Annotated in this window: 24 protein-coding genes; 7 read left to right on the top strand and 17 right to left on the bottom strand. The window is 68.8% G+C overall.

Going from position 1 to position 26564, the window contains the following annotated elements:
- Nucleotides 1–1647 (bottom strand): iron ABC transporter permease, encoded by a 1647-nt coding sequence (locus tag ACM14_RS12540; protein ID WP_065346304.1) that lies wholly within the window; start codon nucleotides 1645–1647, stop codon nucleotides 1–3.
- Nucleotides 1648–1859: 212 nt separating this feature from the next.
- On the opposite strand from ACM14_RS12540, the gene ACM14_RS12535 reads away from it, so the two are divergent.
- The 4 genes from ACM14_RS12535 (at nucleotide 1860) to ACM14_RS12520 (ending at nucleotide 5498) form a co-directional block, all read left to right on the top strand.
- Nucleotides 1860–2957, top strand: coding sequence for an ABC transporter ATP-binding protein (locus ACM14_RS12535; protein WP_013804019.1), 1098 nt, complete (start codon nucleotides 1860–1862; stop codon nucleotides 2955–2957).
- Nucleotides 2958–3053: 96 nt separating this feature from the next.
- Nucleotides 3054–4445: a SpoIIE family protein phosphatase gene (locus ACM14_RS12530; protein ID WP_065346303.1), complete on the top strand. Its 1392-nt coding sequence runs from the start codon at nucleotides 3054–3056 to the stop codon at nucleotides 4443–4445.
- Nucleotides 4442–5074: a DUF6272 family protein gene (locus ACM14_RS12525; RefSeq protein WP_034390625.1), complete on the top strand. Its 633-nt coding sequence runs from the start codon at nucleotides 4442–4444 to the stop codon at nucleotides 5072–5074. The genes ACM14_RS12530 and ACM14_RS12525 overlap by 4 nt, the downstream gene beginning before the upstream one ends.
- Before the next feature lie 37 nt (nucleotides 5075–5111).
- The gene (locus tag ACM14_RS12520; RefSeq protein ID WP_012203514.1) at nucleotides 5112–5498 is read left to right on the top strand and encodes a DUF1987 domain-containing protein; all 387 of its coding nucleotides are present in this window, start codon (nucleotides 5112–5114) and stop codon (nucleotides 5496–5498) included.
- 12 nt (nucleotides 5499–5510) lie between these two features.
- Here the strand turns inward: ACM14_RS12520 and ACM14_RS12515 are convergent, their stop codons facing one another.
- The 7 genes from ACM14_RS12515 to ACM14_RS12485 all read right to left on the bottom strand — a co-directional run bounded on the left by ACM14_RS12515 (nucleotide 5511) and on the right by ACM14_RS12485 (nucleotide 10828).
- Nucleotides 5511–5987, bottom strand: coding sequence for a GNAT family N-acetyltransferase (locus tag ACM14_RS12515; protein WP_013804023.1), 477 nt, complete (start codon nucleotides 5985–5987; stop codon nucleotides 5511–5513).
- A 14-nt stretch (nucleotides 5988–6001) separates the two neighbouring features.
- Nucleotides 6002–6751 carry a 1-acyl-sn-glycerol-3-phosphate acyltransferase gene (locus ACM14_RS12510; RefSeq protein ID WP_012203512.1) on the bottom strand — a complete coding sequence of 250 codons (750 nt, stop codon included), beginning with the start codon at nucleotides 6749–6751 and terminating at the stop codon, nucleotides 6002–6004.
- A gap of 2 nt (nucleotides 6752–6753) precedes the next feature.
- On the bottom strand, nucleotides 6754–8049 hold the full coding sequence (locus ACM14_RS12505) for a dihydroorotase (protein ID WP_034390617.1): 1296 nt from the start codon (nucleotides 8047–8049) through the stop codon (nucleotides 6754–6756).
- A gap of 244 nt (nucleotides 8050–8293) precedes the next feature.
- The gene (locus ACM14_RS12500) at nucleotides 8294–9256 is read right to left on the bottom strand and encodes an aspartate carbamoyltransferase catalytic subunit (protein ID WP_012203510.1); all 963 of its coding nucleotides are present in this window, start codon (nucleotides 9254–9256) and stop codon (nucleotides 8294–8296) included.
- A 2-nt stretch (nucleotides 9257–9258) separates the two neighbouring features.
- Entirely contained in the window at nucleotides 9259–9777 is a 519-nt protein-coding gene (pyrR, locus tag ACM14_RS12495; protein WP_012203509.1) for a bifunctional pyr operon transcriptional regulator/uracil phosphoribosyltransferase PyrR, read from the bottom strand.
- The gene (gene ruvX / locus ACM14_RS12490) at nucleotides 9774–10232 is read right to left on the bottom strand and encodes a Holliday junction resolvase RuvX (protein WP_012203508.1); all 459 of its coding nucleotides are present in this window, start codon (nucleotides 10230–10232) and stop codon (nucleotides 9774–9776) included. The genes pyrR and ruvX overlap by 4 nt, the downstream gene beginning before the upstream one ends.
- Nucleotides 10229–10828, bottom strand: a complete 600-nt coding sequence (locus ACM14_RS12485; RefSeq protein ID WP_012203507.1) for a YqgE/AlgH family protein — start codon at nucleotides 10826–10828, stop codon at nucleotides 10229–10231. Before ACM14_RS12485 ends, ruvX begins: the two co-directional genes overlap by 4 nt.
- Before the next feature lie 24 nt (nucleotides 10829–10852).
- On the opposite strand from ACM14_RS12485, the gene ACM14_RS12480 reads away from it, so the two are divergent.
- On the top strand, nucleotides 10853–12346 hold the full coding sequence (locus tag ACM14_RS12480) for a deoxyribodipyrimidine photo-lyase (protein WP_065346302.1): 1494 nt from the start codon (nucleotides 10853–10855) through the stop codon (nucleotides 12344–12346).
- Between the two features lie 15 nt (nucleotides 12347–12361).
- Here the strand turns inward: ACM14_RS12480 and ACM14_RS12475 are convergent, their stop codons facing one another.
- The 8 genes from ACM14_RS12475 to ACM14_RS30610 all read right to left on the bottom strand — a co-directional run bounded on the left by ACM14_RS12475 (nucleotide 12362) and on the right by ACM14_RS30610 (nucleotide 23421).
- Nucleotides 12362–12754, bottom strand: coding sequence for a type II toxin-antitoxin system RelE/ParE family toxin (locus tag ACM14_RS12475; RefSeq protein WP_065346301.1), 393 nt, complete (start codon nucleotides 12752–12754; stop codon nucleotides 12362–12364).
- Nucleotides 12755–12786: 32 nt separating this feature from the next.
- Nucleotides 12787–13089 (bottom strand): type II toxin-antitoxin system Phd/YefM family antitoxin, encoded by a 303-nt coding sequence (locus tag ACM14_RS12470; RefSeq protein WP_043824197.1) that lies wholly within the window; start codon nucleotides 13087–13089, stop codon nucleotides 12787–12789.
- A 129-nt stretch (nucleotides 13090–13218) separates the two neighbouring features.
- Nucleotides 13219–19596, bottom strand: coding sequence for an Hpt domain-containing protein (locus ACM14_RS12465; protein WP_065346300.1), 6378 nt, complete (start codon nucleotides 19594–19596; stop codon nucleotides 13219–13221).
- 50 nt (nucleotides 19597–19646) lie between these two features.
- Entirely contained in the window at nucleotides 19647–21896 is a 2250-nt protein-coding gene (locus ACM14_RS12460) for a methyl-accepting chemotaxis protein (protein ID WP_012203504.1), read from the bottom strand.
- 18 nt (nucleotides 21897–21914) lie between these two features.
- Nucleotides 21915–22442, bottom strand: a complete 528-nt coding sequence (locus tag ACM14_RS12455; RefSeq protein WP_012203503.1) for a chemotaxis protein CheW — start codon at nucleotides 22440–22442, stop codon at nucleotides 21915–21917.
- Nucleotides 22443–22457: 15 nt separating this feature from the next.
- Entirely contained in the window at nucleotides 22458–22823 is a 366-nt protein-coding gene (locus ACM14_RS12450) for a PleD family two-component system response regulator (protein WP_013804030.1), read from the bottom strand.
- Nucleotides 22823–23221 carry a PleD family two-component system response regulator gene (locus tag ACM14_RS12445; protein ID WP_012203501.1) on the bottom strand — a complete coding sequence of 133 codons (399 nt, stop codon included), beginning with the start codon at nucleotides 23219–23221 and terminating at the stop codon, nucleotides 22823–22825. The genes ACM14_RS12450 and ACM14_RS12445 overlap by 1 nt, the downstream gene beginning before the upstream one ends.
- Nucleotides 23222–23268: 47 nt before the next feature.
- On the bottom strand, nucleotides 23269–23421 hold the full coding sequence (locus tag ACM14_RS30610) for a rubredoxin (protein WP_084027357.1): 153 nt from the start codon (nucleotides 23419–23421) through the stop codon (nucleotides 23269–23271).
- A 115-nt stretch (nucleotides 23422–23536) separates the two neighbouring features.
- Here ACM14_RS30610 and ACM14_RS12440 point away from each other — a divergent pair, with 115 nt between their 5' ends.
- Together ACM14_RS12440 and hemL are read left to right on the top strand one after the other, a co-directional pair.
- The gene (locus ACM14_RS12440; protein WP_012203499.1) at nucleotides 23537–24493 is read left to right on the top strand and encodes a bifunctional hydroxymethylpyrimidine kinase/phosphomethylpyrimidine kinase; all 957 of its coding nucleotides are present in this window, start codon (nucleotides 23537–23539) and stop codon (nucleotides 24491–24493) included.
- Nucleotides 24494–24571: 78 nt separating this feature from the next.
- Nucleotides 24572–25870, top strand: a complete 1299-nt coding sequence (gene hemL / locus ACM14_RS12435) for a glutamate-1-semialdehyde 2,1-aminomutase (protein ID WP_013804032.1) — start codon at nucleotides 24572–24574, stop codon at nucleotides 25868–25870.
- Nucleotides 25871–25941: 71 nt separating this feature from the next.
- Here hemL and ACM14_RS12430 read toward each other — a convergent pair whose 3' ends face one another.
- Nucleotides 25942–26340, bottom strand: a complete 399-nt coding sequence (locus ACM14_RS12430) for a hypothetical protein (protein WP_043824200.1) — start codon at nucleotides 26338–26340, stop codon at nucleotides 25942–25944.
- Nucleotides 26341–26564: the final 224 nt, after the last annotated feature.

Genomic DNA, 26564 nt, shown 5'->3' with positions numbered 1-26564 from the left:
TCAGCGGGCCGTGCCCGGGCGCTCGGCGCGCAGCGTGCGGCTGAGCATGATCACGGGGATCAGGCCCACCAGCACCAGGGCCAGCGACGGCAGGGCGGCCTCGCCCAGGCGTTCGTCGCGCGCGAGCTGGTAGGCCACGACGGCCAGGGTGTCGCTGTTGAAGGGGCGCAGCACCATGGTGGCGGGCAGCTCCTTCATCACATCGACGAAGACCAGCAGCGCCGCCGCCGCCGTGGAGCGCCTGAGCAGTGGCCAGTGCACGCGCGACAGCATGCCCCAGGCGCCCGTGCCCAGCATGCGGGCCGAGTCGTCCAGGCTGGGCGCGATGCGCGCATAGCCGCTTTGCATGGACTGCAGTGCCACGGCGCAAAAGCGCACCAGGTAGGCCCAGACAATGCCCACGGCGGTGGCCGTGACCAGGCCGGCAAAGCCCCATTCGGGCCGCACCTGCTGCACCCAGCCCACGGGCAGCAGCAGGCCGACGACGACGACGGCGCCCGGCACCGCATAGCCCAGGCTGGCCAGTTGCACCACGCCGCGCGTGACGGCCGACTCCTTGTGGCGGCGCACGGCAAACGCCAGGGCCACGGCGATGATCACGGCCAGCACCGAGGTGATGGTGCCCAGGCGCACGCTGTTGAGCGCCCAGTCGAGGAAGCGGTCCCAGGGCAGCACCGACCAGTCGGCCGCCAGCGGGCGCAGCATGAAGAACACGGGCGCCACAAAGCCCATGAGCACGGGCAGCAGGCACGCCAGCCAGGCCAGCGCGCAGCGCCAGCCGCGCAGGCGCAGCGGCTGCGCCTCGGCCGAGCTGGCGCGGCCCGTGCTGCCGGTGACGAAGCGCATGCGCCGCTGGGCGCGCAGCTCCAGCTGCAGCAGCACCACCACCAGCACCAGCAGGAAGGTCGCCAGCTGCGCGGCGGCAATGCGGTTGTCCATGGACAGCCAGGCCTTGTAGATGCCCGTGGTGAAGGTCTGTATGCCGAAGTAGCTGACCACGCCGAAGTCGGCCAGCGTCTCCATCACCACCAGGGCCACGCCAGCGGCCACGGCCGGGCGCGCCAGCGGCAGCGCCACCGACCAGATGCGCCGCGACAGCGGCGCGCCCATCAGGCGCGCGGCCTCCATCAGGTGCGCGGCGCGCTCGCCCAGCGCGGTGCGCGCCAGCAGGTAGACATAGGGGTAGAGCGAGAAGATGAAGACCCAGACCGCGCCGCCGAGGCTGCGCACCTCGGGCAGGAGCCGGCCTTCCAGGCCATAGGTATCGCGCAGCCAGGTCTGCAGCGGGCCGCTGAACTGCAGGAAGTCGGTATAGGCATAGGCCGTGACATAGGCCGGCATGGCCAGCGGCAGCAGCAGCAGCCATTCGAGCTGGCGCCGGCCACGGAAGTCGAACAGCGTCACGGCCGCCGCCGTGCCCGTGCCCACGATGGCCGCGCCCAGCGCCACCAGCAGGCCCAGCCAGACCGTGGTCCACAGATAGCCGGGCAGCACGGTGGCCGCCATCTCGCGCAGGATGGAGCCGGCCAGGGCATCGCCCTGCCCCACGGGCAGCCAGGAGCCGAGCACGGCCAGCACGGGCAGCATCAGCACCAGGGCCAGCAATAGCAGGGGAAGGGAGCGGAGTACGGACGACAGACGGCGCAAAGCGGGGGTCTCGGCTAGAGGATGAGGGGGAGGATCTGGCTGCCGGGCTATGGAACGGACCGGGATCCGCGGCTGCCGCCGGCCTGTGGGCCGATGCGCCGCCGAGACCGGGCGTGCCTGCAGGCTGCTGGAGTCGGCGGGCCAAGGGCATGCCCTTGGCCCGCCAATGCAAATGCGAATTCTATTCATTTGCGCGGTTCTACAATCGCCGCATGTTTTTGACCGTCTCCCAACTCGAGGTGCGCTACCCGGGCCGCGACAGGCCTGCCGTGCAGGGCGTCACGCTGAATCTGGCCGCTGGCGACATCGGCGTGCTCATCGGCCCCTCGGGCTGCGGCAAGACCACGCTGCTGCGTGCCGTGGCGGGCCTGGAGCCCGTGAGCGGCGGCGAGATCCGCATCGACGGCCAGCTCGTGGGCAGCGCGGATTTCTCGCTCCCTCCCGAGCAGCGGCGCATCGGCATGGTGTTCCAGGACTATGCGCTGTTCCCCCATCTGAACGTGGGCCGCAACGTGGCCTTTGGCATCCACCATCTGCCCAAGGCGCGCCAGGCCGAGCGCGTGGCCGAGGTGCTGGAGCTGGTGGGCCTGGCCGGCAGTGCAGGGAGGTTTCCGCATGAGCTGTCGGGCGGCCAGCAGCAGCGCGTGGCACTGGCCCGCGCACTGGCGCCCAGCCCGCAGCTGATGCTGCTGGACGAGCCCTTCTCCAACCTCGACGTGGACCTGCGCGAGCGCCTGGCGCATGAGGTGCGCGGCATCCTCAAGGCTGCAGGCGCCACGGCCCTGTTCGTCACGCACGACCAGCTGGAGGCCTTTGCCATCGGCGACATGATCGGCGTGGTCCACCAGGGGCAGCTGCAGCAGTGGGACGATGCCTATTCGCTGTACCACCGCCCTGCCACGCGCTTCGTGGCGGACTTCATCGGCCACGGCGTCTTCGTGCCGGCCACGCTGGCGCCTTCCGGGGCCGGCGGCGTGGTGGCGCGCACGGCGCTGGGCGATCTGGTCGATCCGGCCACCTGCCCGCTGCCTGCGCAGTTTCCGGGCGGCGAATGCGATGTGCTGCTGCGCGCCGACGATGTGGTGCACGACGATGCCTCGCCCGTGCAGGCACGCATCCTGCGCAAGGCGTTTCGCGGCTCGGAGTTCCTCTACACGCTGGAGCTGGCCAGCGGCCACAGCGTGATGGCCCATGTGCCCAGCCACCACGACCATGCGGTGGGCGAGTGGGTGGGAATCCGGCTCGACATGAATCACGTGGTCGCCTTCCCGCGAGAAACACAGGGCGCCCCGCAGTCCGCTGCAGCCTGAACCAGCGGCGTCCGCCGCGCCGTCCGGGCTTTGTCATTCGACGGTCACGGGTGGCACCCAGAATCAGTCACATCTTGTGACAATTCAAGGCCACCCATGTTTGCTCTGGACCCCTCCTCCACGCAGCACCCTGCAGCGGATCAGCTACCTGACCCTGCACCCATTCCCGCGCTGGCCCCGGCGCCCGCCGCGCCGCGCCTTGTGGCCCGTGCAGGCCAGCTCAGCCAGCCCACGGCACCGATTCCCCCCGAGACCAGCAACGAGGATGTGCACCGGCTGTTCAGCGAGCAGCCCCTGCTCGAAACCCTGGCCGTGGTGGCCGATGACCGGCCGCAGGGCCTGATCAACCGCCAGCGCTTCATGGAGCAGTACGCGCGGCCCTTTGCGCGCGACGTGTTCGGCCGCCGCAGCTGCCTGGTATTCACCGACACCGCGCCCATGGTGGTGGCGGCCGGCCTGCCCATCGACCAGCTGGTGCAGCAGGCGCTGGCCAGCGGCAGCCGCGTGCTCAAGGACGGCTTCATCACCGTGGAGGAAGGCCGCTACGCAGGCATAGGCACGGGCCACGCGCTGATGGCCGCCATGTCCGACATCGAGGCCGACAAGACGCGCCAGCTCATGGCCAGCATCGACTACGCCAGCCTGATCCAGCGCTCGCACCTGGTCGAATCCGACCGCGTGCTCGCCAGCCAGCTGGCCGACCACGGCCTGCTGTGGGAGCCGCGCGACGTGGTGGGCGGCGATGCGTATTTCTTCCGCGCCACTCCGCAGGGCCTGCTGGGCTGCATGTTCGACTGCACGGGCCACGGCGTGCCGGGCGCCTTCATGACGCTGATTGCACTGTCCTTTCTCGAACAGGCCGTGGCGCCTGCAGGTATCGGCACTGGCACCGGCACCGGCACCGGCGCCGCCATCGACCCCGGCGCCCTGCTGGGCCAGATGAACCGCTACATCAAGCGCGTGCTGCAGCAGCGCAGCCGCGACGTCCAGCCCGCCTGGGGCGCACCGGCAGCGCCCGCCGATGGCCTGCCCGCCGAAAAAGCCTCCAGCGACGGCCTGGACGCCGCGCTGTTCCTTCAGTCGCCCTGCGGCACGCAACTGCGCTTTGCCTCGGCCCGGCTGGACCTGCTGGTGGCGCCGCCCGGCGTGCAGGAGGCGGCCCAGGTGCAGATCCATGCCGGCGACAAGCTGGGCATAGGCTATGCGACCACGCCCGACGTCGCGGCCTGGAGCACGCAGGAGCTGGAGGTCGCGCCCGGCTCGCTGCTGATGGTGGCCACCGATGGCGTCATCGACCAATTGGGCGGCCCGCGCCAGATCGCTCACGGCAGAAAGCGCCTGGCGCGCTTCCTGCACGAGCAGCACGACCGCCCCGCCGCCCAGGCCTGCGCCGAATTCCGGCAGGCCTTTGCCCAGTGGCAGGGCACGCAGCGCCGCCGCGACGATGTCTCGCTGCTGGTGTGGCGCAACCAGGCCCTGCAGTCATGAGCCCGTCCGAATTCGCGCACCTGCGCGCCCAGGCCGAGCACAACGGCCTGCTGCTGTACTACGCGGGCACCTTCAACCCCAACGTGATCCAGGCGGCAGCCGACACGCTCAAGTGCCGGCTGGCCAGCGAGGATGGATCGAGCAGCGCCAAGCGCAAGCTGTTTTCCACCTTCATCGAGATGGCGCAGAACGTGCTGCACTACGCGGCGCCGCTGCCTGCCTCTGACGCCGGAGCCAGCCAGGCACTCGGCGAACCCGTGGCACAGGGCGCCATCGGCGTGGGCCGCATCGATGCACCGGCCGGTGCCCCGGACGCGGGGGCCGATCAGGCACAGGCGCGCTTCTGGATTGCCTGCAGCAACGCCGTGCGCCGCGAACATGTGCCGCGCCTGGCCGCCAAGCTGGACGCCGTGCGCGCCATGAGCCACCCCGAAATCAAGGCCGCCTACAAGGCCCAGCTGCACAACACCGACCACAGCGCCAGCGATGACATCAGCCGCGGCGCGGGCCTGGGCTGGCTGACCATTGCGCGCGACGCCTCGGCACCGCTGCAGTACCACATCGCCACGGGAGAGGACGCCGCAGATACCGCGCCCCATGCCGTGTTCCACGTCAAGGCGCTGATCTGAGCGCCGGGACCCCTTCCCGAATCCGAATGACGCCGCCATGCAAGCACTGAAATCCGAACGCACTTCCGTCACGCCCGAAGTGGTCTTCTCGCCGGCCGAGCAGCTTTTGCGCATCGAAGGCGAGTGCTATCCCGAAAACCCGCTGCCCTTCTTCAACCCCCTGCTGGCCATGCTGGGCCAGTACTTCGAGGCCAGCCAGCCCGCACGCTTCGTGGCCGAGGTGAAGCTGCAGTACATCAACAGCGCATCGACCATGGGGCTGCGCTCGCTGTTCGAGCTGCTGGACCATGCAGGCAGCAAGGGCACGGACATCCGCGTGCTCTGGGCCTTCGACGAGGAAGACGACGCCATCGAGGAACTGGGCGCCGACCTGGTGGAGGACTTCGCCAACCTGGTGCTGGAGCGACAGCCCTACAGCAACTGAGGGGGCGGCCTTTCAGGCCAGCGGCTTGCCCATGAGCACCGTGGTCAGGCCGCAGTCCCATTCCTCGTCGGGATAGGTGTCCAGCGTGGCATAGCCCTGCGCCGTGTAAAAGCCCAGGGCCTGGGTGTTGAAGCTGTCGGTCTCCAGGCGCACCTGGGCGTGTCCGGCGGCGCGCAGGGCCTGCTCGGCATGGGCCAGCAGCGCACGGCCCACGCCGCGCCCCTGCCAGGCCGGCAGCACATGCAGGGCGCCGATGAAGTCATCCACCCAGTCCACGAAGCCGGCGACTACGCCGCCGCACTCGGCCACCCAGAACAGTTGGCCGCGCGACTGCACGTACTGCCCGGTCTTGCCGGAGGCGCAGAACTGCGCATGCTTGTCCGCCGTCAGCTGGGGCTTCCAGGTGCTCTCGTAGGTGGCCCAGAGAACGGCGTTCAGGGCCGGAAGGTCATCAGGCCGCGAGGGCCGGAGCGTGAGAGTGTCAGTCATGTCGCTGGCAGCGTTCAGGCCTGGCGCAGCCGGTCCACCTCGGCATGCAGGTCCTGGGCCCAGACGCGGCGGTCGCGGCCTTCGGCCGTCTGAGGCTGGCCATAGTGGACGACGGCCACCAGGTCGTCGGCGCACAGCGTGCGCCAGATGGAGCCCAGCAGGGTTTCATCGCCCTCGTAGCTGGGCGCGTGGCTGATCTGGCCGGTGGCGCCGTCGATGAAGCGCAGGCCCACGGGCAGCACGGGCGCATCAATCTGCACGGCCGCCTGCAGCAGGTTGGCATGAAAGGGCAGCAGCTTGCGGCCGTCGCCCGTCGTGCCTTCCGGGAAGATGGCCAGGATCTCGCGGCGCTGCAGGGATTCCTCCATGCTCTGCACCATGCGCCGGGCATCGCGGCGCGAGGTGCGCTCGATGTACAGCGTGCCCGCCGCCGTGGCCAGCGTGCCGATCAGCGGCCAGCCCTTGACGTCGGACTTGGAGATGAAGCGGCAGTGCCGCGCCGCATGCAGCACGGGAATGTCGAGCCAGGAAATATGGTTGCTGACCATGAGCATGGGGCCCTGGCGCGGCGGCTCGCCCTGGATCTCCAGTCGCACGCCCGCATGGGCCAGCAACTGCAGGGCCCAGGCCTGCACATGGGCGTGCTGGCGCGCCTCGGGCAGCTGCGGAAAGCGCAGGGCCACGATCCACAGCCCCTTGCACACATGGCCGAACAGGCGCGCTGCGCGCAGCGTGGCGCGCCCTCCCCTGCGCAGACGGCTCATGTTCAGCGGCGTTCGAATGCCACGCGGCCGTCGACCAGCGTGCAGCGCACGCGGGCCGGCAGCTCGTAGCCGCCGAAGGGCGTGCTCTTGCCCTGGCTGGCCAGTTCCTGGGGCTTCACGGTCCAGGCCGCCTGCGGATCGACGATGCACAGGTCGGCCACGCCGCCCTCGGCCAGACGGCCCAGTTGCTCCTGCAGCTCGCCCAGCGCCGATCCCAGCACCTGCACGGGCGATGCCGTGATGGCGGCCAGTGCGCGGTTCAGGGGCACACCGCTTTCCTGCGACCACTTGACGGCCAGCGACAGCAGCAGTTCCACGCCCGTGGCGCCGGGCTCGGCCTCGGCAAAGGGCAGGACCTTGGCGTCTTCATCGACGGGCGTGTGGTCGGAGACCAGGGCGTCGATGGTGCCATCGGCCAGCGCGGCAGACAGCGCATCGCGGTCGCGCTGCTGGCGCAGCGGGGGCGTGACGCGCGCGCTGCTGTCGAAGTAGCCGATATCGGTATCGGTCAGGTGCAGCGAATTGATGGACACGTCGGCCGTGACCTGCAGGCCTTCGGCCTTGGCACGGCGCACCAGTTCCACGCCTGCGGCGCTGGACAGGCGGCACAGGTGCACGCGCGCCTGGGTGCCGCGCATCAGCTCGAAGATGGTGTGCAGGGCAATCGTCTCGGCCGCCACGGGCACGCCGGACAGGCCCATGCGCGTGGCCAGCGGGCCGCTGGCGGCCACGCCCTTGCCCAGGTACAGCTCCTGCGGGCGCAGCCACACGGTGTAGCCGTAGGTGGCCGCATACGCCAGCGCGCGCTGCAGGGTCTGGGTGCTGGTCATGGGCACTTCGGCCTGGCTGAAGCCGATGCAGCCGGACTCGGTCAGCTCGGCCATCTCGGTCAGCACTTCGCCCTTGAGGCCCAGCGTCAGCGCGCCCAGCGGGAACAGGCGCGACTGGTGCAGCTTCTCGGCGCGGAACTTGAGCATCTCCACCAGGCCCTGCTCGTCGAGCACGGGGTCGGTGTCGGGCGGGCAGACCAGGCTGGTCACGCCACCGGCCACCGATGCAGCCATCTCGGACTGCAGCATGCCTTCGTGCTCGTGGCCGGGCTCGCGCAGGCGCACGGCCAGATCGACCAGGCCCGGCAGCACCCAGCAGCCGGCGGCATCGATCTCGCGTTCTGCGGCAAATCCCTCGGGCGCCTTGCCGATGGCCAGCACCTTGCCGCCATCGATGGCCACGTCGGCCTGCTGGTCCAGGCCCCGTGCCGGGTCCATCACTCGGCCGTTGCGGATGAGTATCTTCATGGTTTGCTACCCCGTAGACCGCAGGCGGCGCATGGGCTGCGGCCTGCGGCGATCAAAAACATTTGCATTCACAAAAAGCGCCTGGACTCAGTCCAGGACACCGGGCATGGAAAAAGCATGGCCCATCTCAGGGACGCCGAGCAAAGGCCGCCCTGCAGCGAGGGCGTCGCCGGCTGCCCGTACGCCCCCCTCCCGCGTAGCGAGAGAGGGGGAAGCGACGCAGTCGCTCAGGGGGTGCTTCATTTCAAGCCTCGTTGCCGGCGACGATGGACATGACGGCCATGCGGACCGCGATGCCGAAGGACACCTGCGACAGGATCACGGCCTGCGGGCCATCGACGACTTCGGAGTCGATCTCCACGCCGCGGTTGATGGGTCCCGGGTGCATGACGATGGCGTCCGGCTTGGCCAGGCGCAGCTTCTCGGCCGTGAGGCCGAAGCTCTTGAAGTATTCCTGGCTGGACGGCAGCAGGGCGCCGCTCATGCGCTCGTTCTGCAGGCGCAGCATGATGATCACGTCGCAGTCCCGGATGCCCTCTTCCAGCGTGTGGAAGACGCGCACGCCCATCTGCGCCAGGTCCGGCGGCACCAGGGTGCGCGGGCCGACGACGCGCACTTCGGCCGCGCCCAGCGTGGTCAGCGCATGGATGTCGGAGCGCGCCACGCGCGAATGCAGCACATCGCCCACGATGGCCACGCGCAGGTTGGCGAAGTCCTTCTTGTAGTGGCGGATGGTGTACATGTCCAGCAGCCCCTGCGTGGGGTGGGCGTGGCGGCCGTCGCCGGCATTGACCACGTGGACATGGGGCGCCACATGCTGGGCGATGAGGTAGGGCGCGCCCGACTCGCTGTGGCGCACGACGAAGATGTCGGCGGCCATGGCCGAGAGGTTGGCGATGGTGTCCAGCAGCGACTCGCCCTTGCTGGCCGAGCTGCGCGCGATGTCCAGGTTGAACACGTCGGCCGACAGGCGCTTGGCCGCGATCTCGAACGTGGTGCGCGTGCGCGTGCTGTTCTCGAAGAACAGGTTGAACACGCTCTTGCCGCGCAGCAGCGGCACCTTCTTGACCTCGCGGTCATTGACGCTGACGAAGTTGGCCGCCGTGTCCAGGATGTGGGTGAGGATGTCCTTGGACAGTCCTTCGGTGGACAGCAGGTGGATCAGTTCGCCGTTCTTGTTGAGCTGGGGATTGCGCTTGTACAGCACGGTCAGGCCTCTTGGATGCGGAATTGGAAGACGCCGGCGTCATCGCGCGCCAGCGACAGCAGGCGGTCGGCCGGCAGCGCGATGCGCGCCGCGGCAAAGTCGGCCTGGAAGGGCAACTCGCGCCCGCCCCGGTCCACCAGCACCGCCAGGCGCACGCAGGCCGGGCGGCCGTAGTCATAGAGTTCGTTGAGCACGGCGCGCACGGTGCGGCCGGTGTAGAGCACGTCGTCCAGCACCAGGATGTCGGCGCCGTTGACGTCAAAGTCGATCTGCGTCTGGGCGCTGGTGGCCATGCCGCGCTGCGCGAAGTCGTCGCGGTGCAGGGCCGAGGACAGCACGCTGGGGTTGCCGGGCAGGTTCAGGTCCTTGTGCAGCCGCTCCACCAGCCAGGCGCCGCCCGAGGTGATGCCGGCCAGGCGGGTTTCAGGCCCCATGAGGCTGCGCACGCCGCGCAGCAGTTCGCGGTACAGGGCCTCGGCGTCCAGCACCAGGCTGCCGGCTCCCGCAATGGTTTCACTCATGGAAGACTCCTCAAAAACTGTTCAAGAATGATGCAGGCCGAGGCCGCATCGGCATCCCTTGCGCCACCGGCCAGGGCCTCGGTGGTGCTGTAGCGCTCGTCCACCTCGTAGACAGGCAGGCCGAAGCGGCTCTTGAGCTGGCGGCCGAACTTCTTCGCCCGCGCCGTGTTCTCGTGCGCATTGCCGTCGGGGTGGTAGGGCACGCCGATGACCAGCGCATCGGGCTGCCACTCCTTGATGCGCTCGCCGGCCTGGGCCAGGCGGGCCTCGCCGGCCTCGGCGCGGATGGTGGGCAGCGGGTTGGCCGAGCGCAGCATGCGCGTGCCCACGGCGCAGCCCGTGCGCTTGGCCCCGAAGTCGAAGGCCACGAAACTCTGGAAATGGGAGGGAACGGTGGGCGGCACGGCCGTGCCGGCTGCCGCTGCTGCCTGGGACTCGGGAGCGGGAAGGCTCATGCGCGCCCCGCTTCGGGCGAGATCATCCAGCGCTGCAGGCCCAGCAGGCCCAGGGCGCGGTCATAGCGGTCGTCGACCGGGGTATCGAAGATGACGTTGGCGTCGGCGCCCACCGTGAGCCAGGCGTTTTCGGCCAGCTCCGACTCCAGCTGTCCCTCGCCCCAGGACGCATAGCCCAGGGTGACCAGCAGGCGCTTGGGGCCTGCGCCGTCGGACAAGGCTTCGAGCACGTCCTTGGAGGTGGTCATCTCCAGGCCACCGGGAATGGTCATGGTCGAGGCGTAGGCGGACTCGTCGTCGGGCGCGCCTTCGATGACCATGGGGTCGTGCAGCACGAAGCCGCGATCGGTCTGCACGGGCCCGCCGTTGAAGACACGGTTGCCGCGAAGGTCCTCGCGGCCCAGGGCCAGATCCACCTTTTCCAGCAAGCCTTCCAGCGTAAGCTGCGAGGGCTTGTTGATAATCAGACCGAGCGCACCGCGCTCGCTGTGTTCGCACAGGTAGATCACACTGCGCGAGAACGCTTCGTCTTCCAGGCCAGGCATGGCAATCAGGAAGTGGTGCGTCAGATTGATAGGCGCAGTTTCAGCAGACATAACCACGGATTTTACCGGCGATCCATGCCACCTTCTTACCCTGTGGGCTTGGTCTGGCTGCGGCGCGACCTGCGCCTGGCCGACCATGCTGCCCTCTACCACGCGCTGCGCCAGTGCAGGCAGGTGCATTGCGTGTTCATCTTCGACGACGACATCCTCGCCCCCCTGCCCCGTGCAGACCGGCGCGTGGAGTTCATCTGCCAGAGCCTGAGCGGGCTGGACGATGCGCTGCGCGAGGCCTCGGGCCGCGCCGACACCGGCCTCATCGTGCGCCGTGGCCAGCCCGCAGAGCAGATCCCGGACCTGGCCCGGCAGCTCGGCGCCCGGGCCGTGTTCTGCAACTGGGACGATGAGCCCGACGCCCTGGCCCGCGACGCCCGCGTGCGCCAGGCCCTGGCCGCCGAGGGCGTGGCCCTGCACAGCTTCAAGGACCACATGGTCTTTGCGCGCGACGAGGTGCTGACCCAGGCCGGCGCGCCGTTCTCGGTGTTCACCCCGTACAAGAACGCCTGGCTGCGCCAGATCACGCCCTTCTTCCTGTCCGCCTATCCCAGCGAGCGCGACCTGCCCGAGCGCCTGGCCACGCGCCCCGAAGGCGAGCGCCGCCCCGTGCCCACCGCAGCCGACCTGGGCTTTGAGGCCGGCACGCTGGACGGCCTGCGCCTGCCCACGGGCTGCGCTGGCGCCGAGGAGCTGCTGGCCGACTTCCTGCCGCGCCTGCCGCGCTACAAGCAGGCGCGCGACTTTCCCGCCGTCAAGGGCCCCAGCTACCTGAGCGTGCACCTGCGCTTTGGCACGGTCTCCATCCGCCGCCTGGCAAGGCTGGCCTGGGAGCAGACGCAGAGCCAGCCCCATGATGCCGAGGGCGCCGCCACCTGGCTGTCCGAGCTGATCTGGCGCGACTTCTATTTCCAGATCCTGGCCCACCATCCGCACGTGGTGCACGCCAGCTTCAAGCCCGCCTACGACGCCATCGTGTGGGATACCGGCCCCGAGGCCGATGCGCTGTACGCCGCCTGGTGCGAGGGCCGCACCGGCTATCCGCTGGTCGATGCCGCCATGCGCCAGCTCAACACCACGGGCTACATGCACAACCGGCTGCGCATGGTGGCGGCCAGCTTTCTGGTCAAGGATCTGGGCATAGACTGGCGCCGGGGCGAGGCCTGGTTTGCGCGCCAGCTCAACGACTTCGACCTGGCGGCCAACAACGGCGGCTGGCAGTGGGCGGCCTCCACGGGCTGCGACGCCCAGCCCTGGTTCCGCATCTTCAACCCCATCACGCAAAGCCAGAAGTTCGATGCCGACGCGCGCTTCATCGAGCGCTACGTGCCCGAGCTGGCCCGCCTGCCCGCCGCGCTGCGCCACGCGCCCTGGCAGGCCCGGCCGCTGGAGCTGGCCGAGGCCGGCGTGGTGCTGGGCACGGACTACCCCCATCCCGTGGTGGACCACGCAGCCGCGCGCGAGCGCACGCTGGCCCGCTACGGCGTGGTCAAGCAGGCGGCCGACGACTCCAAATGATTCCCACTGCCCACCTCATCGCTGCAGGGTCCAGTGATTCGGAAAATCGAAGGAAAGCTGCCTTTGGTGGCGGATCGAAAGCAGGTAAACCGTGCCCCCGATCCGCGCATACAGCAGCAGATAGTGGGCCATCACGTACTCACGCAGCTCGCCGTCCTTGTCGAGTGAGCCCAGTTGTTTCTTCAGACGTGCCAAACCCCTGGCGCCCTCGACCGAGCGAGCCGGCAGCTCAAGAAACGAGCGACCCATGCCAGGGAAGCTTTCCAGATTGGGGATGACGGTCTCCGTCAGTTCGTCCAGCAGCGCGTCGAAGGCGTGCGGGGCCTGGGCCTCGATCAGGAAGTCCTCAAGCACTTGCAGGTTCCGCTCGAAGTTGCCCGTGAGCTTGACGGTGCTCCTGACTGCCATGCTGCGAGGCCGCGTTCAGGGCGTGCTATGCATTACCCGGCCGCCCTGGCAGCACGTCGGCGCTTGATGGCGCCCAGCGTGCTGCGCGCATCCTTGACCTCGCCCGCCGCCACATCCGCGAGGCCTTGGCTGGCATCGTCGATCAGCAGCAAATGGATTCGCTCGCGCTCCAGCTGATGGTAGTAGCCCAGCCGTTGGGCGTCGATGATGGCCACGTAGCTCTCACCGTTCTTGGTGATGATCTTCTCGGCCCCTGCCTTCACCTGGTCGGCCAGTTCAGACAGGTGTGCCCTGGCTTGCGACAGCGGAATCACGTCACCGGCAGAAATGGCCATGTTCGGCTCCCCCAGGAGTTGTACAGAATCCTGCACATCATAAGCACTTCGAAATGGGCCTCACGCACGGGCCGTTGAAACAAAAAAGAGCAGCGGATGCTGCTCTTTTTTTGTTCAGGCCACCAGCCTTCAGGCCCCTTCGCCCAGGGGCTCGCTGTCCACCTGCAGCGACTGCGGCGCCAGCGGGCCGCCGCTGATGCTGCCGCCCTGCAGGGAGTAGTGCTGGATCAGGCCCAGCAGTTCCTCGTCCGAGTAGGGCTTGCCCAGGTAGTGGTTGGCGCCCAGCTGGCGCGCCATCTCGCGGTGCTTCTGGGCGATGCGCGAGGTGATCATGACCACGGGCAGGTCGCGCAGGGCCTCGTCGGCGCGGATGTTGCGCAGCAGGTCGAAGCCGTCCATGCGCGGCATCTCGATGTCGGACAGCACCAGGGTCGGCCGCTCCTCGGCCAGGCGCTCCATGGCCTGCAGGCCGTCGGCCGCCAGGGCCACACGGTAGCCTTCGCGCTGCAGCAGGCGCTGGGTGACGCGGCGCACGGTGATGGAGTCGTCCACCACCAGCACCAGCGGCACCGAGGCCGGCCCTGCGCTGGCCAGCACGGCTTCGCCGTCGCCCTGGCCTGCGGCGCGCTCGGCCTCTTCGGTACGGGCGCGCACCTCGTCGCCATAGACGTTGGCCAGCGCCACGGGGTTGTAGATCTGCACCACGGCGCCCGAGGCCAGCACCGACATGCCGGTCAGGCCGGGCAGGCGGGCCAGCTGGGGGCCGAGGTTCTTGATCACCACTTCCTGGTTGCCCAGCACTTCGTCCACGTGCAGCGCAATGCGCTGCGCCGCGCTGCGCAGGATGACCACGGGCCGGGTGCGGCCCACGGTTTCCTCGCTGCGCAGCGAGGACTGCCACAGCGCGCCGGCCCAGTAGAACGGCAGGGTCTCGCTGCCGTCTTCGAAGCTGTGGCTGGCATAGGCCTGCTGCAGCAGCTCCAGCGGCGCGCGGCGCACGATTTCCACCAGGCTGGCGGGCACGCCGACCAGCAACTGGCCCGCGCGCAGCATGACCACCTGGGTGACGGCGGTCGTCAGCGGCAGCACGAGGCGGAAGGCACTGCCCCGGCCCGCCTCGCTGTGGGTTTCGATGCGGCCGCCCAGCGCGTTGACTTCGGAGCGCACCACGTCCATGCCGATGCCGCGCCCGGCCACGCCGGTCACCTCGGTGGCCGTGGTGAAGCCGGGCTCGAAGATCAGGCGGCCGGCGTCCTGCTCCGTCAGCGTCTGGTCCTCGGGCCACAGGCCCTGGGCCACGGCCTTGTCGCGGATGCGCTGCAGGTTCAGGCCGGCGCCATCGTCCTCCACCGACAGCGCCACGTCGTTGCGCTCCTGGCTCAGGATGATTTCAATGGTGCCCATGGCGGGCTTGCCTGCGGCGGCACGCTGCTCGGGCGACTCGATGCCGTGGGCCACGCAGTTGCGCAGCAAGTGCTCGAAGGCCGGCATCATGCGGTCCAGCATGCCCCGGTCCATTTCAATGGTGCCGCCCAGGATGTTCAGCCGCACCTGCTTGCCCATCTCCTTGGAGGTCTGGCGGACCACGGCGTACAGGCGCTCGGCCAGGGAGTCAAACTCCACCATGCGCGTGCGCAGCAGGTCGCGCTGCAACTCGCGGGCCTGGCGGCCCTGGGCGACCAGGTCGTCCTCGGCGCCGGCCATGTCGCGCTGCAGGTTGCGCTGCACGGTGGCCACGTCGTTGACCGACTCGGCCATCATGCGGGTGAGTTCCTGCACGCGCGTGAAGCGGTCGAACTCCAGCGGGTCGAAGCCCACGGCCGAGTCCTTGGACAGGGCCAGGCGCGACTGCATCTGGCTCTCGGCCTGGACCTCGATGTCGCGCAGCTGCATGCGCAGGCGCTCCAGGTTGCCGGCCAGCTCGTCCAGCGATCCACGGGCCTGGGCCAGGCGCGCATCGACACGCGAGCGCGCAATCAGCACCTCGCCGGCCTGGCTGATCAGGCGGTCCAGCAGCTGGGCGCGCACGCGCACCGTCTGCTGGGCACCGGCGCGCAGCGGCGCAGTGACAGGCGCTGGCACAGGGGCCGCGGCCGCCGGTGATCCAGCCGTTGCCGATGCGTCGGAGGCCGCAGCCGCTGCAGGCTCGTCGAGGGAGATTTCATCGCCCAGGTCCAGCGGCGCTTCCTGCGCCTGCTCACCGGCCACGCGCAACACGTCGAAGCCGGCCTGCAGCGCGTCGAAGCTGCCCAGCAAAGGCTCGATCTGCTCGGCGGTCGGAGATTCGCCATCGACCCGCTCCACGGCAGATTCAAGGCGGTGGGCCATCTCGCCCAGGCGCATGGCGCCCGCCAGCCGGGCACTGCCCTTGAGCGTGTGCAGGGCGCGCAGGGTTTCGTGGCGCGCCTCGTCCAGCGAGGGCCGGCCATGCCAGCGGCGCAGCGCGGCGCCCAGGCGGGGCAGCAGCTCGATGGCCTCTTCCTCGAAGATGGGGAACAGGTCGGGATCGACCTCGTCCAGCGCATCGATGTCATCGTCCAGGTCGCTGCCCACGGCCACGGCATGGGCGATGGCCTCGTCGATGCGGCGCTGCAGCTCGGCCTCGTGGCGCGCATCGTTGACCAGGGGGCGCATGGAGTAGGCCAGGGGCGCCACCGACGGTGTCTGCGCCTGGGCACCGGCGTCGAGCACGGCGTCCGTGCCATCGCTGGCGTCCTGAGGCTCCAGCTGGTCCAGCTGGTCCAGCTGGTCCAGTTGGTCCAGCTGCTCCAGCGCGTCCAGGCGGCTGTCCGGCGCGTCTGCGGCCTCGATGTCCAGCGCCAGCAGCGCCTGCAGGGCCTCTTCCACGCCCGGCTGGGGCGTCTTGAGGAAACCGGCGGCGAACTGGTGCAGCAGGCGCTGCACTTCGTCGGAGGCCGCCACGCAGGCGGCAACCTGGTCGGGCGTGCCACAGCGCTGCGGCTGCAGATGGGTCAGCGTATGTTCCAGCAGGCGCGCCAGGTCCGACAAGGCCTTGAAGCCCACGGTGGCCGAGCTTCCGGCCAGCGAATGCGCAAAGGCGACGGCGTCGTCGGGCACGGGCTCGCCGGGCTCGGTCGCCCATTGCTGCAGCGTCAGGTCCAGGCGGCGCGACCATTCGTCGGCCTCGTTGAGGTAGACGTTGTACAGCGGCGCGCTGATGCGCAGGCCATCCACGACCTTGAAGCCATCGGCGTCGATGCCGGACAGATCCTCGTCGCCGGACTTTTCGGCCTGCGGGGTTTCTGCCTCGGGCACCTCGGGCGCCTTGACCGACTCGACTGCGTCGGATGCTTCAACCGCTTCTGGCGCTTCGACCGCTTCGACCGCTTCTGGCACCGCGATCATCTCGATCGCTTCGGCGGGTGCCGCTGCCGGGGTCAGGCCCAGATCCAGGTCCAGCCCCTCGAAGGGCGCCAGGGGCACGGCGGCTTGCGGTGCTTCAGTTTCAGTTTCGGCCGCGATGGCTTCGGCTTCGATGGCGGCGGCCTCGGGCAGCGCGGGCGGGTCGCCCGCGACGACGGCCAGGGCCTCCTGCTCGCTGTCGCGCATGGCTGCTTCGAAGGCCGCAAAGTCCAGTTCCTCGACGGCGTCGGTGGCCAGTTCGGCAGGCGCCTCGGCGGCTTGCGGCGTCAGTGTCTCCAGCGACTCCTGCGGCGCGGCGGCCGAAGGCTGGGGGTCCGGCTCCAGCAGGTCGAAGTCCAGCGCAAAGTCCAGCTCGCCAGAGGTCTGGGCGGGCTGGGCGGGCGTGGCCTGCTCGGGCGCATCCAGGTGTTCTGCCTGCGGCTCCTGGGCCACGGGCGCGAATTCCTCGATTGCGGCGGGTGCGGGTGCGGGCTCGAGTTCGGGTTCGGGCTGTGCGAGGGGCTCGGCACGCGGAGTGCGCGGCACCAGGGCCACGTCGGCGCGCAGGCCTTCCAGGCGCATGGCATCGGCCGCAGCGCGGAAAGGCGTGGCCTGCCAGGCGTCGGCCTGGTGGCGCTCTATGGCCGAGGCCCAGGCGCCAAAGGCGCGCAGCGCATCGCTGGCCAGCTCCTGCATGGGCTGGGGCATGGCCTTTTGCTCGGCCAGCCAGGCGTTGAGCATCTGCTCCATGGCCCAGCCGGCTTCGCCGAATTCATCCAGGCCCACCATGCGCGAACTGCCCTTGAGCGTATGGAAGGCGCGGCGCAGCGTGGTCTGCTCGCTGAGGTTGCCCGGCTCGTCGGCCAGGGCGCGCAGGGCCTGCAGGCCGTTGTCCACCACCTCGCGGGCCTCTTCCAGGAAGATGCCCAGCAGTTCGTCGTCCGAGTCTTCTTCCGAGACCGACAGGCCGGCCGGCGGGGGCACGGGCTCGGACACGGATGCAGAGACGGATTCAGAAACGGTTTCAGGCGCGGATTCGGCTGCGGGCTCTGGCTCGGCCAGGGACTGGTCCAGCTGGAAGAGCGGCTCGGCCGGCGCTTCGAGGGCCTTGGCGAATTGCGCCAGTTCCGCGGCATCGGCCAGCGCGTCCTGCTCGGCGGCCGTGGGCTGGGCCAGCGGCTCGGTCGCGATGTCCACGGGAGCCGGGGGCGGCGGGGGCGGCGTGGAGGGCGCGGCAGATTGCGGCTCGGCGATGGCGTCCTGCGGCACGGGCAGCGGCTGCGCCACGGCAACGGCTTCGCGCTGCGGCGGCACGGCGGCGGTATCCAGGGCGGGCAGTTGCTCGGGCGCCTTGCCCGCATCATCGGCCCGGTGGCCGCGACGGCCCATGAGGATGCGCAGGCCGCCTTCGGCCTCGTCATAGACGAAGAGCTTGCGCGCCATGCTGCGCTGGTAGCTCAGCATGTCGATCAGAAAGCCCATGGCGCCCAGGCTGTTGCCCAGTTTCTCGAACACCTGGGGACGTTCTGCGTCGTCGATCTCACCCAGCACCAGCCGTTCCACGGTCTCGCGCATGCGCTGCATGGCCTGCGTGGCCTGGTCCAGGCCCAGCACGGACAGCACGCCGCGCATCTGCGCCATCTGGCCCGAGACGGGTGCCAGCACGGTGGCATCGGCAGGATTGCGGAAATACTGGTCCAGGTGCCGCTCGGCCTCGGCCAGCGTGGCACGCAGCTCGCCCACGACCGAGCCCATGGTCTGGTGGTCGCTGGCCTGGCGGTACAGCTCCTCCATCCAGGGCTCCAGCGGACGCGCGGGCGCGCCCTGCAGGGATTCCTCCAGGCGCTGGACCAGGTTGGAGGACTGCTCGGCCAGTTCCTCGTCGCCCATGTCCATGGTGGCAAAGGCCGCCTGCAGGTAGAGCACGGAGGTGGCCACTTCCATGGCCAGTTCGGCCGGTGGCGGCTCGCCGATGCGGGCCACGGTTTCGGCCACCTTGATCAGCATGCGCGCCAGGCCATGGCTGGCCGGGTGCAGCTTGACCAGGGATTCGGCCACCTGGGCGAACTGGTCCACCACGGTCTTGGTGCGGGCACGGTCGCCGCCGGCAAGGGCGGACCAGGTATCGGCTGCCGTGGTGATGCGCTTGCGCGCCTGCACCAGCACCGCCGGGTCGTAGCGGCCAAAGCGTGTCTGCTGGTAGTCCACCTGGGGCTGGGCCTGCATGCCGTAGGCCTGGCGCACCGCCTGCAGGGCGGCGCCAGCCTGCTCGGCAGGGCGGGCCTGGGCGCAGAAGAACAGCAGGTCCTGCAGCAGCCGCGCAGGCGGCGTGCGGTCGCCCTTGGCCATGGCCGCGTACTGCATGAGCACGCGCGAGGCCATGCGCTTGACGTACAGGTCAACAACGATCATCCCGCGCGACTGCGCGTCGAAGAAGCCGGCCGCCACCTTCCAGAAGCTGCGCGCGGTGACATCCTCGGTCTGGCCCACGGCAAAGCGCAGGCACAGGTCGCGCATCTGGGCGGCGGCCTCGCGGTCGTCGCTCTTGACCATGCGCAGCACCACGCCGTCGAGCAGGGCCCGGGCATCGGGGCCGTAGGCCAGCGGCTCGGGCTGGCGCGCCCACTCGGGCTCGCGCGCGCGGCGCTCGGCAGGCCACAGGTCGGCCGGGTGCACCTTGTCGTTGCCGGCCAGCGCCTGGGTGTCGCGGTATTGGGGAAACAGGGCCACGGCCGAGACGGTCTTGCCGGCCAGCACGGTTTCCAGGTATTCGATGAGCGCGAAGCTGGCGCGCTCCAGCGTGGCGGCGGCCTGGTCGGTGCACAGCTCGGGGCGCTGCACAAAGCGCTGCACGGCGCTTTCCATGCCGCGCAGCACCAGGGCCGGAGAGCCCAGGCCCACCATTTCGAGGGCGCCGCAGGCCTGGTGCAGTTGCTGGCGGGCGATGCGCAGGGCCGAGGTGTCAAGCTCCTCAAGGTCCGAGGCGCGTGCCGCATCGGCATCGCGCACGAAACGGGCCACCGCCTTGCTCGCCCCTTCCAGCGACTTGCGCAGCTCATCGAGCACCCAGGCCAGCGGGCCCAGGTCCTGTTCGGTGTGCGCGGCCTGCGCCGCGCCCGTTTGCGATTCGTCAACCACTGACATGGACAGTTCCCCAAGCCCCTAGGGCCTGTGCATAGCTATGTTGGACCGGGTCAGGCAATCTTGAAACGCGCCACCGACTGGCGCAGTTCCTCGGCCATGTGCGAGAGTTCGCGCACCTGCTGTGCCGTGGTGCGCGTACCTTCGCCCGTCTGCTCGGTCACCGCGAAAATGTGCTGGATGTTCTCGGCCACGTCGTTGGCCAGAACGGCTTCGCGCGAGGTGGACGAGGAGATCAGCTCGATCAGCTCGGCCAGATGGCGCGACACGGAGTCGATCTCGGTCAGCGCGGTGCCGGCGGAGTCGGACAGGCGGGCCCCCTCGACCACACCCTGGGTGGAGCGCTCCATGGCGGCCACGGCATCCTGGGTGTCGGTCTGAATCGCCTTCACCAGCGCCGCGATCTGGCGCGTCGCGTCAGCCGAGCGTTCGGCCAGGCGCTGCACTTCTTCGGCCACCACCGAGAAGCCGCGACCGGCTTCACCGGCCGATGCGGCCTGGATGGCGGCGTTCAGCGCCAGCACGTTGGTCTGCTCGGTAATGTCGGAAATCAGCTCGGTGATTTCGCCGATCTCCTGCGAGGATTCGCCCAGCCGCTTGATGCGCTTGGAGGTTTCTTGGATCTGGTCGCGGATGGAGTTCATGCCGCCGATGGCGTTCTGCACGGCCTTCAGGCCCAGGTCCGCAGCTTCCAGCGACTGGCGCGCCACCTGGGCAGATTCCTGCGCCTGGGTGGAGACCTCGTTGATGCGGCCGGCCATGTCCAGCACGGAGCGGCCGGTTTCGCGGATCTCGCGCAGCTGTTCGGTCGATGCGGCCAGCAGCTCGGTGGAGTTGGCATCCACCTCGGCCGTGGTCTGCGCCACGCGCGTTGCCGTGTTCTGCACGCTACCCACCAGGGCGCGCAACTCTTCCACCGTGTAGTTCACCGAGTCGGCGATGGCGCCGGTGATGTCCTCGGTCACGGTCGCTTCCTGCGTCAGATCGCCCTCGGCCACCGACTGCAGCTCGTTCATCAAACGCAAAATGGCGGCCTGGTTGGCGTCGTTGATGCGCTTGGCTTCATGCTCCTGCACGCGCGACTCTTCCTGGCGGCGTTCGGCAGCTTCCTGGCGCAGGCGGCTGTCGAGCAGCTGCACGCGGGACAGGCCCACGCCGCACAGCAGCACCAGCACGGTGGCCAGGGCCAGCAGGCCCATGGGCAGCGAGCCGATGCCGGCGCCGCTTTGCAGCTTGGTCTGCAGGTCTTCCAGCTGGCGGCGCAGCGGTTCGCTGTCGGCATTGATGGCGGTCTGTGCCTCGCGGGCGGAGACCAGGCCCTGCAGGTTGCCCAGAATGGCGCTGGCCTCGGTGCGGGTCTCTTCGTAGAGCTTGATCAGTGCCTCGATCTGCTCGCGGGTCTGGGCGTCGCGCGTGGGGGGCAGGCGCAGTTCGCTGCTGCCGCCCAGCAGGCTTTCGGAGATTTCCTTGAACGAGTTCAAGTCCTTGCCCAGCAGGAACACGGCCTCGGGGCTCACGCCTTCGGCGGTCTGGAATTCGTTGGCCGACTTGCCGATACGCTGGGTCAACATCACCAGCTGGCCTGCGGCCGAGATCTCGGCGGGGCTGGCGCCCTGCTGCAGCTTGAGCGAGGAGATGGTTTCGGCGATCTCCAGCAGATCCGAGGACTGCCGGTTGATGGTGCGCAGCGCGTCGCCGACCTGGGTCAGGATCTGCTTTTGCTCCATCACCACCTTGGCGCTTTGCTCGGCGCGCTCCATCAGCGGCATGATCTGGCCCAGCTCGTCGGCGTAGGCGCCGCCCAGCGGGCGCACGCCCATGGAGTCATCGCCCGAGGTGAGGGCGCGCACGTTGCGTGCCAGCACGCCCGCACTGTCTTGCACGTCCGCAAACGAAGGTGCCGCGCCAGTCAGCGCCTGCGACACCGACTTGGCAAGGCGCTGCGACTGCATCAGGGCCTGGCCGGTGGCGGCCAGCTGCTGTGCCGAGCCGTCCGCCTGGCGCAGAGCCCATGCCGCCGCCAGCACCAGGGCCAGCACGGAAACGCCCAGCAGCGTGGACAGCGTGCGCTGGTGGCGCGCGGCAGGCGCGCGGCCCAGCAGCGGCAGGACCACCGTTTCCTGGTCCAGGACTGCGCCGGCGTCGCCCGGCATGGCGTCGGGCGCGCCCTGCACGGTCATGGACGCATCGAGTGCGTACATATCCTGGGAGACGGTGTCTCCGAGCATGCTGTTGTCCGCGCCCGAGCCGGAGTCGGCCGGCTTGCGTTGGAAGCGATTTGCAAGACGTTGCAAGAATGACATGGGACGACCTTCAGAAACTCAGGCGCGAATGCTCAGAAACTCGGAGGTTTGGGACAGGCGCTGCAATTGCAGCTCCTGCCAGCGGTGGCCCGCTTCATCGATATGCACGGGGCCGAAAAAGGCGGGGGATTGCTCGGGCGCGGGCTCGGTGCGCACAAAGGCGTCGGCGCTGCGCAGGCCCTGCAGGCGGTCCACCAGCAGGGAGGCGTTCACCTCCAGCGCGGCATTGAAGGCCAGCAGGCTGGACTCGGCCAGCGCCGGTTCGCTGCGCGCCACGCCATGGCCCAGCAGGCTGGCCAGGTCGATCACCCCGGCCAGGGTGCCGCGCAGGTTGGCAATGCCCAGGAACCAGGGCTTTGTATAGGGCACGGGCTGTACGCCGGCCCAGGGAAAGATCTCGCCGGACTGGCCCAGCGGCATCAGGTAGTTGCGCCCGCCGGCCTGGACGGCCAGCCAGGCCGCCACCTTGACGCCTTCGCTGCGTGCGGCCTGGAGACGGCCGGCCAGACGGGATTGCAGATCGCGCAGTGCTTCACGGTTCGCCATGGCCAGCGCACCGCGTCAGTTCAGCGCCGCGATCTTGGCCTGCAGCTCGCCTGCATCCACCGGCTTGGTGATGTAGTCACGCGCGCCCTGGCGCATGCCCCAGACCCGGTCGGTTTCCTGGTTCTTGCTGGTGCACATGATGATGGGCAGGTCCGCGTACAGCGGGTCGCGCGTGATGGCGCGCGTGAGCTGAAAGCCGTTCTGGCCGGGCATGACCACGTCCATCAGGATCAGGTCGGGCCGGTCTTCGGCCAGGCTGCGCAGGGCCTCTTCGCCGTTCTCGGCCGTACGTACCTGCAGTCCCTGCTTTTGCAGCATGTCGGACAGAAACATCAGTTCGGTCTTGGAATCGTCCACGACCAGGACTTTGCGGATGGGCATCAAAGTGCTCCTATGGTTTGCTTGCCGAACTGCTCCACGGCCTGCAGCAGCTGGTCTTTGGTGAAGGGTTTCGTGAGGTAGTCCTGGCAGCCCACCATGCGCCCGCGCGCCTTGTCGAATACGCCGTCCTTGGACGAGAGCATGACCACGGGCGTATCGGAGAAGCGCGCGTTGCGCTTGATGATGGCGCAGGTCTGGTAGCCGTCCAGCTTGGGCATGAGGATGTCGCAGAAGATCAGCTGGGGCTGATAGTCGTTGACTTTGGACAGTGCGTCGAAGCCGTCGTCGGCCAGGAGCACTTCGTGCCCGCCCTGTTTGAGGAAGATTTCTGCGCTGCGGCGGATGGTATTGCTGTCATCCACCACGAGTACGCGCAAGGGTGCGCCCGATGTCGTCACTGAGAAACCTCCCGGAAATGTATGAGTCGGCGCGGGTGGTCCCGCGCTCAGATTTCGACCATCTCAAAGTCTTCTTTACGTGCACCGCATTCGGGACAGGTCCAATTCATGGGCACGTCATCCCAACGCGTCTGGGGTGCGATGCCACGCTCGGGGCAGCCTTGCGCCTCGTCATAGATCCACCCGCAGATCAAGCACATCCAAGTTTTAGGGTCGGTCACAGCTTAAAGGGCCTTCACATAGAATGCAACGATTGTATCTAGTCATAACCACCCGCCACGGCCTTCGCTGGCGGGGCGCAAACTGGGCTGAGCCATGGCATTGAACCCCTCCAACTCCCCCAGTCCCGACACCGAATTGGTGGACGAAACCGCTCCCGTATGCGTGCTGGTCTTCAACGCCAGCGACCCCAGCGGAGCAGGTGGCCTGTCGGCCGACATCGCCACCATCGCCTCGGTCGGCGGTCATCCGCTGCCCGTGGTCACGGGTGCCTACGCACGCGATTCGGCCAAGATCTTCGAGCATTTTCCCTTTGACGACGAGGCCGTGGCCGAGCAGGCGCGCGCCGTGCTGGAGGACATACCCGTGTCCGCCATCAAAGTCGGCTTCGTGGGCAGCCCGGGCAACCTGGCGGCGATCGCCGAGATAGCTTCCGACTATCCCGACATCCCCATCGTCTGCTACATGCCGGACCTGTCGTGGTGGGAGGAAGACCCGCTCGACCAGTACATGGACGCGCTCAAGGAGCTTGTGCTGCCGCAAACCTCGGTGTTGGTTGGAAGCCACAGTACGCTGTGCCGCTGGCTGTTGCCCGACTGGAGCAACAGCCGCAGCCCCACGGCGCGCGACATCGCCATGGCGGCCGAGGCCCTGGAAGTGCCCTACGTGCTGGTCACCGGCATCCCCCTGCCCGACCAGTTCGTGGACAACGTGCTGGCCACGGCGCAGTCCGTGCTGGGCAACAGCAAGTACGAGATGTTCGACGCCACGTTCACCGGCTCGGGCGACACCCTGTCGGCCGCGCTGGCGGCTCTGGTGGCCAGCGGCAACGACCTGGGGCTGGCCACGCAGGAGGCGCTGGAGTACCTGGACCGCAGCCTGGACAGCGGCTTTCGCCCCGGCATGGGCCACTTCATCCCGGACCGCATGTTCTGGGCCCAGCCCGAACCCGAGGACGAAGACGCCGAGGCCGCCGAGCCGCTCACCGAGCTTGACGCCGACACCCAGGCCATCGAAGGCTTCGTGATGCCTCCCCATGACACCAAGCATTGAGGCAGGCCGCCCCTGAGCGGCTGCGCCCTTGGCTTGGCGCCTCTGGCTTGTACCCCGCACATGGCAGACTCCTGCACTATGACCACTGACCTGAATATTCCCCTGTTCGAACGCGCCAAGGCCGTGATCCCCGGCGGCGTGAATTCACCCGTGCGCGCCTTCAACGCCGTGGGCGGCACGCCGCGCTTCGTGCGCCGTGCGCAGGGCGCGCATTTCTGGGACGAGAACGCCCAGCAGTTCACCGACTACATCGGCTCCTGGGGTCCGATGATCCTGGGCCACGGCCACCCCGAGGTGATGGCCGCCGTGCAGGCCGCCGCGCTGGAAGGCTTCTCCTTCGGCGCCCCCACGGAGCGCGAGGTCGTGCTGGCCGAGAAGATCCTCTCGCTCATGCCCTCCATGGACATGGTGCGCATGGTCAGCTCGGGCACCGAGGCCGGCATGAGCGCGCTGCGCCTGGCGCGCGGCTTCACGGGCCGCAACAAGATCATCAAGTTCAACGGCTGCTACCACGGCCATGCCGACGCCCTGCTGGTCAAGGCCGGCTCGGGCCTGGCGACCTTTGGCGCCTCCTCCTCGGCCGGCGTGCCGCAGGACGTGGTCAAGGACACCGTGGTGCTGGAATACAACGACGTGGGCCAGCTCGAGGAGGCCTTCGCCCAGTTCGGCGACCAGATCGCCTGCGTGATCATGGAGCCCATTGCCGGCAACATGAACTTCGTGCGCGCCAGCGTGCCCTTCACGCGCCGCATCCGCGAACTCACGCGCGAGCATGGCGCGCTGATGGTCTACGACGAGGTGATGACCGGCTTTCGCGTGGCCCTGGGCAGCGCCCAGAGCCTGTACGCCCAGCAGATCGAAGGCTTTGCGCCCGACATCACCGTGCTGGGCAAGGTCATCGGCGGCGGCATGCCCATGGCGGCCTTCGGCGCGCGCCGCGAGATCATGGAAAAGCTCTCGCCCCTGGGCCCGGTCTACCAGGCCGGCACCCTGTCGGGCAACCCCATTGCCACGGCCTGCGGCCTCAAGACGCTGGAGCTGATCAGCGAGCCGGGCTTCCACGACGCCCTGCACGCGAAGACCGGCCGCCTGATGGCCGGCTTCAAGGCCGAGGCCGACGCCGCCGGCGTGCCCTTCAGCGTGGACCACCAGGGCGGCCTGTTCGGCTTCTACCTGCTGCCCGAGCTGCCCAGCACCTGGACCGAGGTCATGAAGACCGATGGCGCACGCTTCAACCGCTTCTTCCACGGCATGCTGGAGCGCGGCCACTACTTCGCGCCCGCCCTGTACGAGGCCGGCTTCGTGAGCGCCGCGCACACGGACGCGGACATCGACAAAACCATCGAAGCCGCGCGCGAAGTGTTCAAGACGCTCTGATATCCGCAGATATCTTCCCTTGCACGCCAACGCCACCAACGCCGTACCCCGGCGCTGGCGTGCAGGTCACATCACTCGTCGTCGCCCTGGTCCACGAACTCCACCAGCTCCGGCAGCATCTCCAGCTGCTGGATGGCGTCCTTGAGCCGCAAGCCGAAGCGTGATTCCGGCCGCCCGAAGGCGCCCTGCGCCAGCCGCAGCGCCGCCGTTGCCTTGACCCATTCCACCTCGAAGGCATAGCGGTCCGCGTGCTGCTGGACACTCATGCGCTTGATGTGTTCCAGCGCCAGCTCCACGACGCAGTCCACATCGATTTCACTGTCGTCCCTGTCGGGATCGTCGGTCATCAGCTCGATCAACTGCTGCAGCGTGCTGTGCACCAGGCCCAGCGAAGCATGCATGGCCTGCTGCCAGGTGGGAAGAAGGGGTGGTTGGGGAGAGTTCGCCTGTACGGCGGTGAGAGGGTGCATGTCTTGGCTCCTACTTGCGCGCACGAACGCGCCAGCCCCAGAAATCTGGGTACAACAGAACCCCACTTTTCGCTGGGGGTCACAAACGCTGTTGAAAAGATGCTTCGACACACCGGGCCTTTCGGCCTCCCGCAAGTGTAGTAGCTGGATGTTTTCAAAACCAGGCCGAGCGCAGCGACGGCCCGCCTCCACCCCCCGTATGTCAGCGCCTGCGTCGGGCCGCC

The sequence above is a fragment of the Delftia sp. JD2 genome, from assembly GCF_001682645.1.
Classification (GTDB): domain Bacteria; phylum Pseudomonadota; class Gammaproteobacteria; order Burkholderiales; family Burkholderiaceae_C; genus Comamonas; species Comamonas acidovorans.
Note: the sequence above shows the minus strand (reverse complement) of the source record. Positions and strands in the feature narration are given on the sequence as shown.

What these genes read in the sequence shown, in the direction of transcription:
- ACM14_RS12535 (WP_013804019.1), top strand. Translation starts at nt 1,860, where the DNA reads ATGTTTTTGACCGTCTCCCAACTCGAGGTGCGCTACCCGGGCCGCGAC.
- ACM14_RS12530 (WP_065346303.1), top strand. Translation starts at nt 3,054, where the DNA reads ATGTTTGCTCTGGACCCCTCCTCCACGCAGCACCCTGCAGCGGATCAG.
- ACM14_RS12525 (WP_034390625.1), top strand. Translation starts at nt 4,442, where the DNA reads ATGAGCCCGTCCGAATTCGCGCACCTGCGCGCCCAGGCCGAGCACAAC.
- ACM14_RS12520 (WP_012203514.1), top strand. Translation starts at nt 5,112, where the DNA reads ATGCAAGCACTGAAATCCGAACGCACTTCCGTCACGCCCGAAGTGGTC.
- ACM14_RS12515 (WP_013804023.1), bottom strand. Translation starts at nt 5,987, where the DNA reads ATGACTGACACTCTCACGCTCCGGCCCTCGCGGCCTGATGACCTTCCG.
- ACM14_RS12510 (WP_012203512.1), bottom strand. Translation starts at nt 6,751, where the DNA reads ATGAGCCGTCTGCGCAGGGGAGGGCGCGCCACGCTGCGCGCAGCGCGC.
- ACM14_RS12505 (WP_034390617.1), bottom strand. Translation starts at nt 8,049, where the DNA reads ATGAAGATACTCATCCGCAACGGCCGAGTGATGGACCCGGCACGGGGC.
- pyrR (WP_012203509.1), bottom strand. Translation starts at nt 9,777, where the DNA reads ATGAGTGAAACCATTGCGGGAGCCGGCAGCCTGGTGCTGGACGCCGAG.
- ruvX (WP_012203508.1), bottom strand. Translation starts at nt 10,232, where the DNA reads ATGAGCCTTCCCGCTCCCGAGTCCCAGGCAGCAGCGGCAGCCGGCACG.
- ACM14_RS12485 (WP_012203507.1), bottom strand. Translation starts at nt 10,828, where the DNA reads ATGTCTGCTGAAACTGCGCCTATCAATCTGACGCACCACTTCCTGATT.
- ACM14_RS12480 (WP_065346302.1), top strand. Translation starts at nt 10,853, where the DNA reads ATGCCACCTTCTTACCCTGTGGGCTTGGTCTGGCTGCGGCGCGACCTG.
- ACM14_RS12475 (WP_065346301.1), bottom strand. Translation starts at nt 12,754, where the DNA reads ATGGCAGTCAGGAGCACCGTCAAGCTCACGGGCAACTTCGAGCGGAAC.
- ACM14_RS12470 (WP_043824197.1), bottom strand. Translation starts at nt 13,089, where the DNA reads ATGGCCATTTCTGCCGGTGACGTGATTCCGCTGTCGCAAGCCAGGGCA.
- ACM14_RS12465 (WP_065346300.1), bottom strand. Translation starts at nt 19,596, where the DNA reads ATGTCAGTGGTTGACGAATCGCAAACGGGCGCGGCGCAGGCCGCGCAC.
- ACM14_RS12460 (WP_012203504.1), bottom strand. Translation starts at nt 21,896, where the DNA reads ATGTCATTCTTGCAACGTCTTGCAAATCGCTTCCAACGCAAGCCGGCC.
- ACM14_RS12455 (WP_012203503.1), bottom strand. Translation starts at nt 22,442, where the DNA reads ATGGCGAACCGTGAAGCACTGCGCGATCTGCAATCCCGTCTGGCCGGC.
- ACM14_RS12450 (WP_013804030.1), bottom strand. Translation starts at nt 22,823, where the DNA reads ATGCCCATCCGCAAAGTCCTGGTCGTGGACGATTCCAAGACCGAACTG.
- ACM14_RS30610 (WP_084027357.1), bottom strand. Translation starts at nt 23,421, where the DNA reads ATGTGCTTGATCTGCGGGTGGATCTATGACGAGGCGCAAGGCTGCCCC.
- ACM14_RS12440 (WP_012203499.1), top strand. Translation starts at nt 23,537, where the DNA reads ATGGCATTGAACCCCTCCAACTCCCCCAGTCCCGACACCGAATTGGTG.
- hemL (WP_013804032.1), top strand. Translation starts at nt 24,572, where the DNA reads ATGACCACTGACCTGAATATTCCCCTGTTCGAACGCGCCAAGGCCGTG.
- ACM14_RS12430 (WP_043824200.1), bottom strand. Translation starts at nt 26,340, where the DNA reads ATGCACCCTCTCACCGCCGTACAGGCGAACTCTCCCCAACCACCCCTT.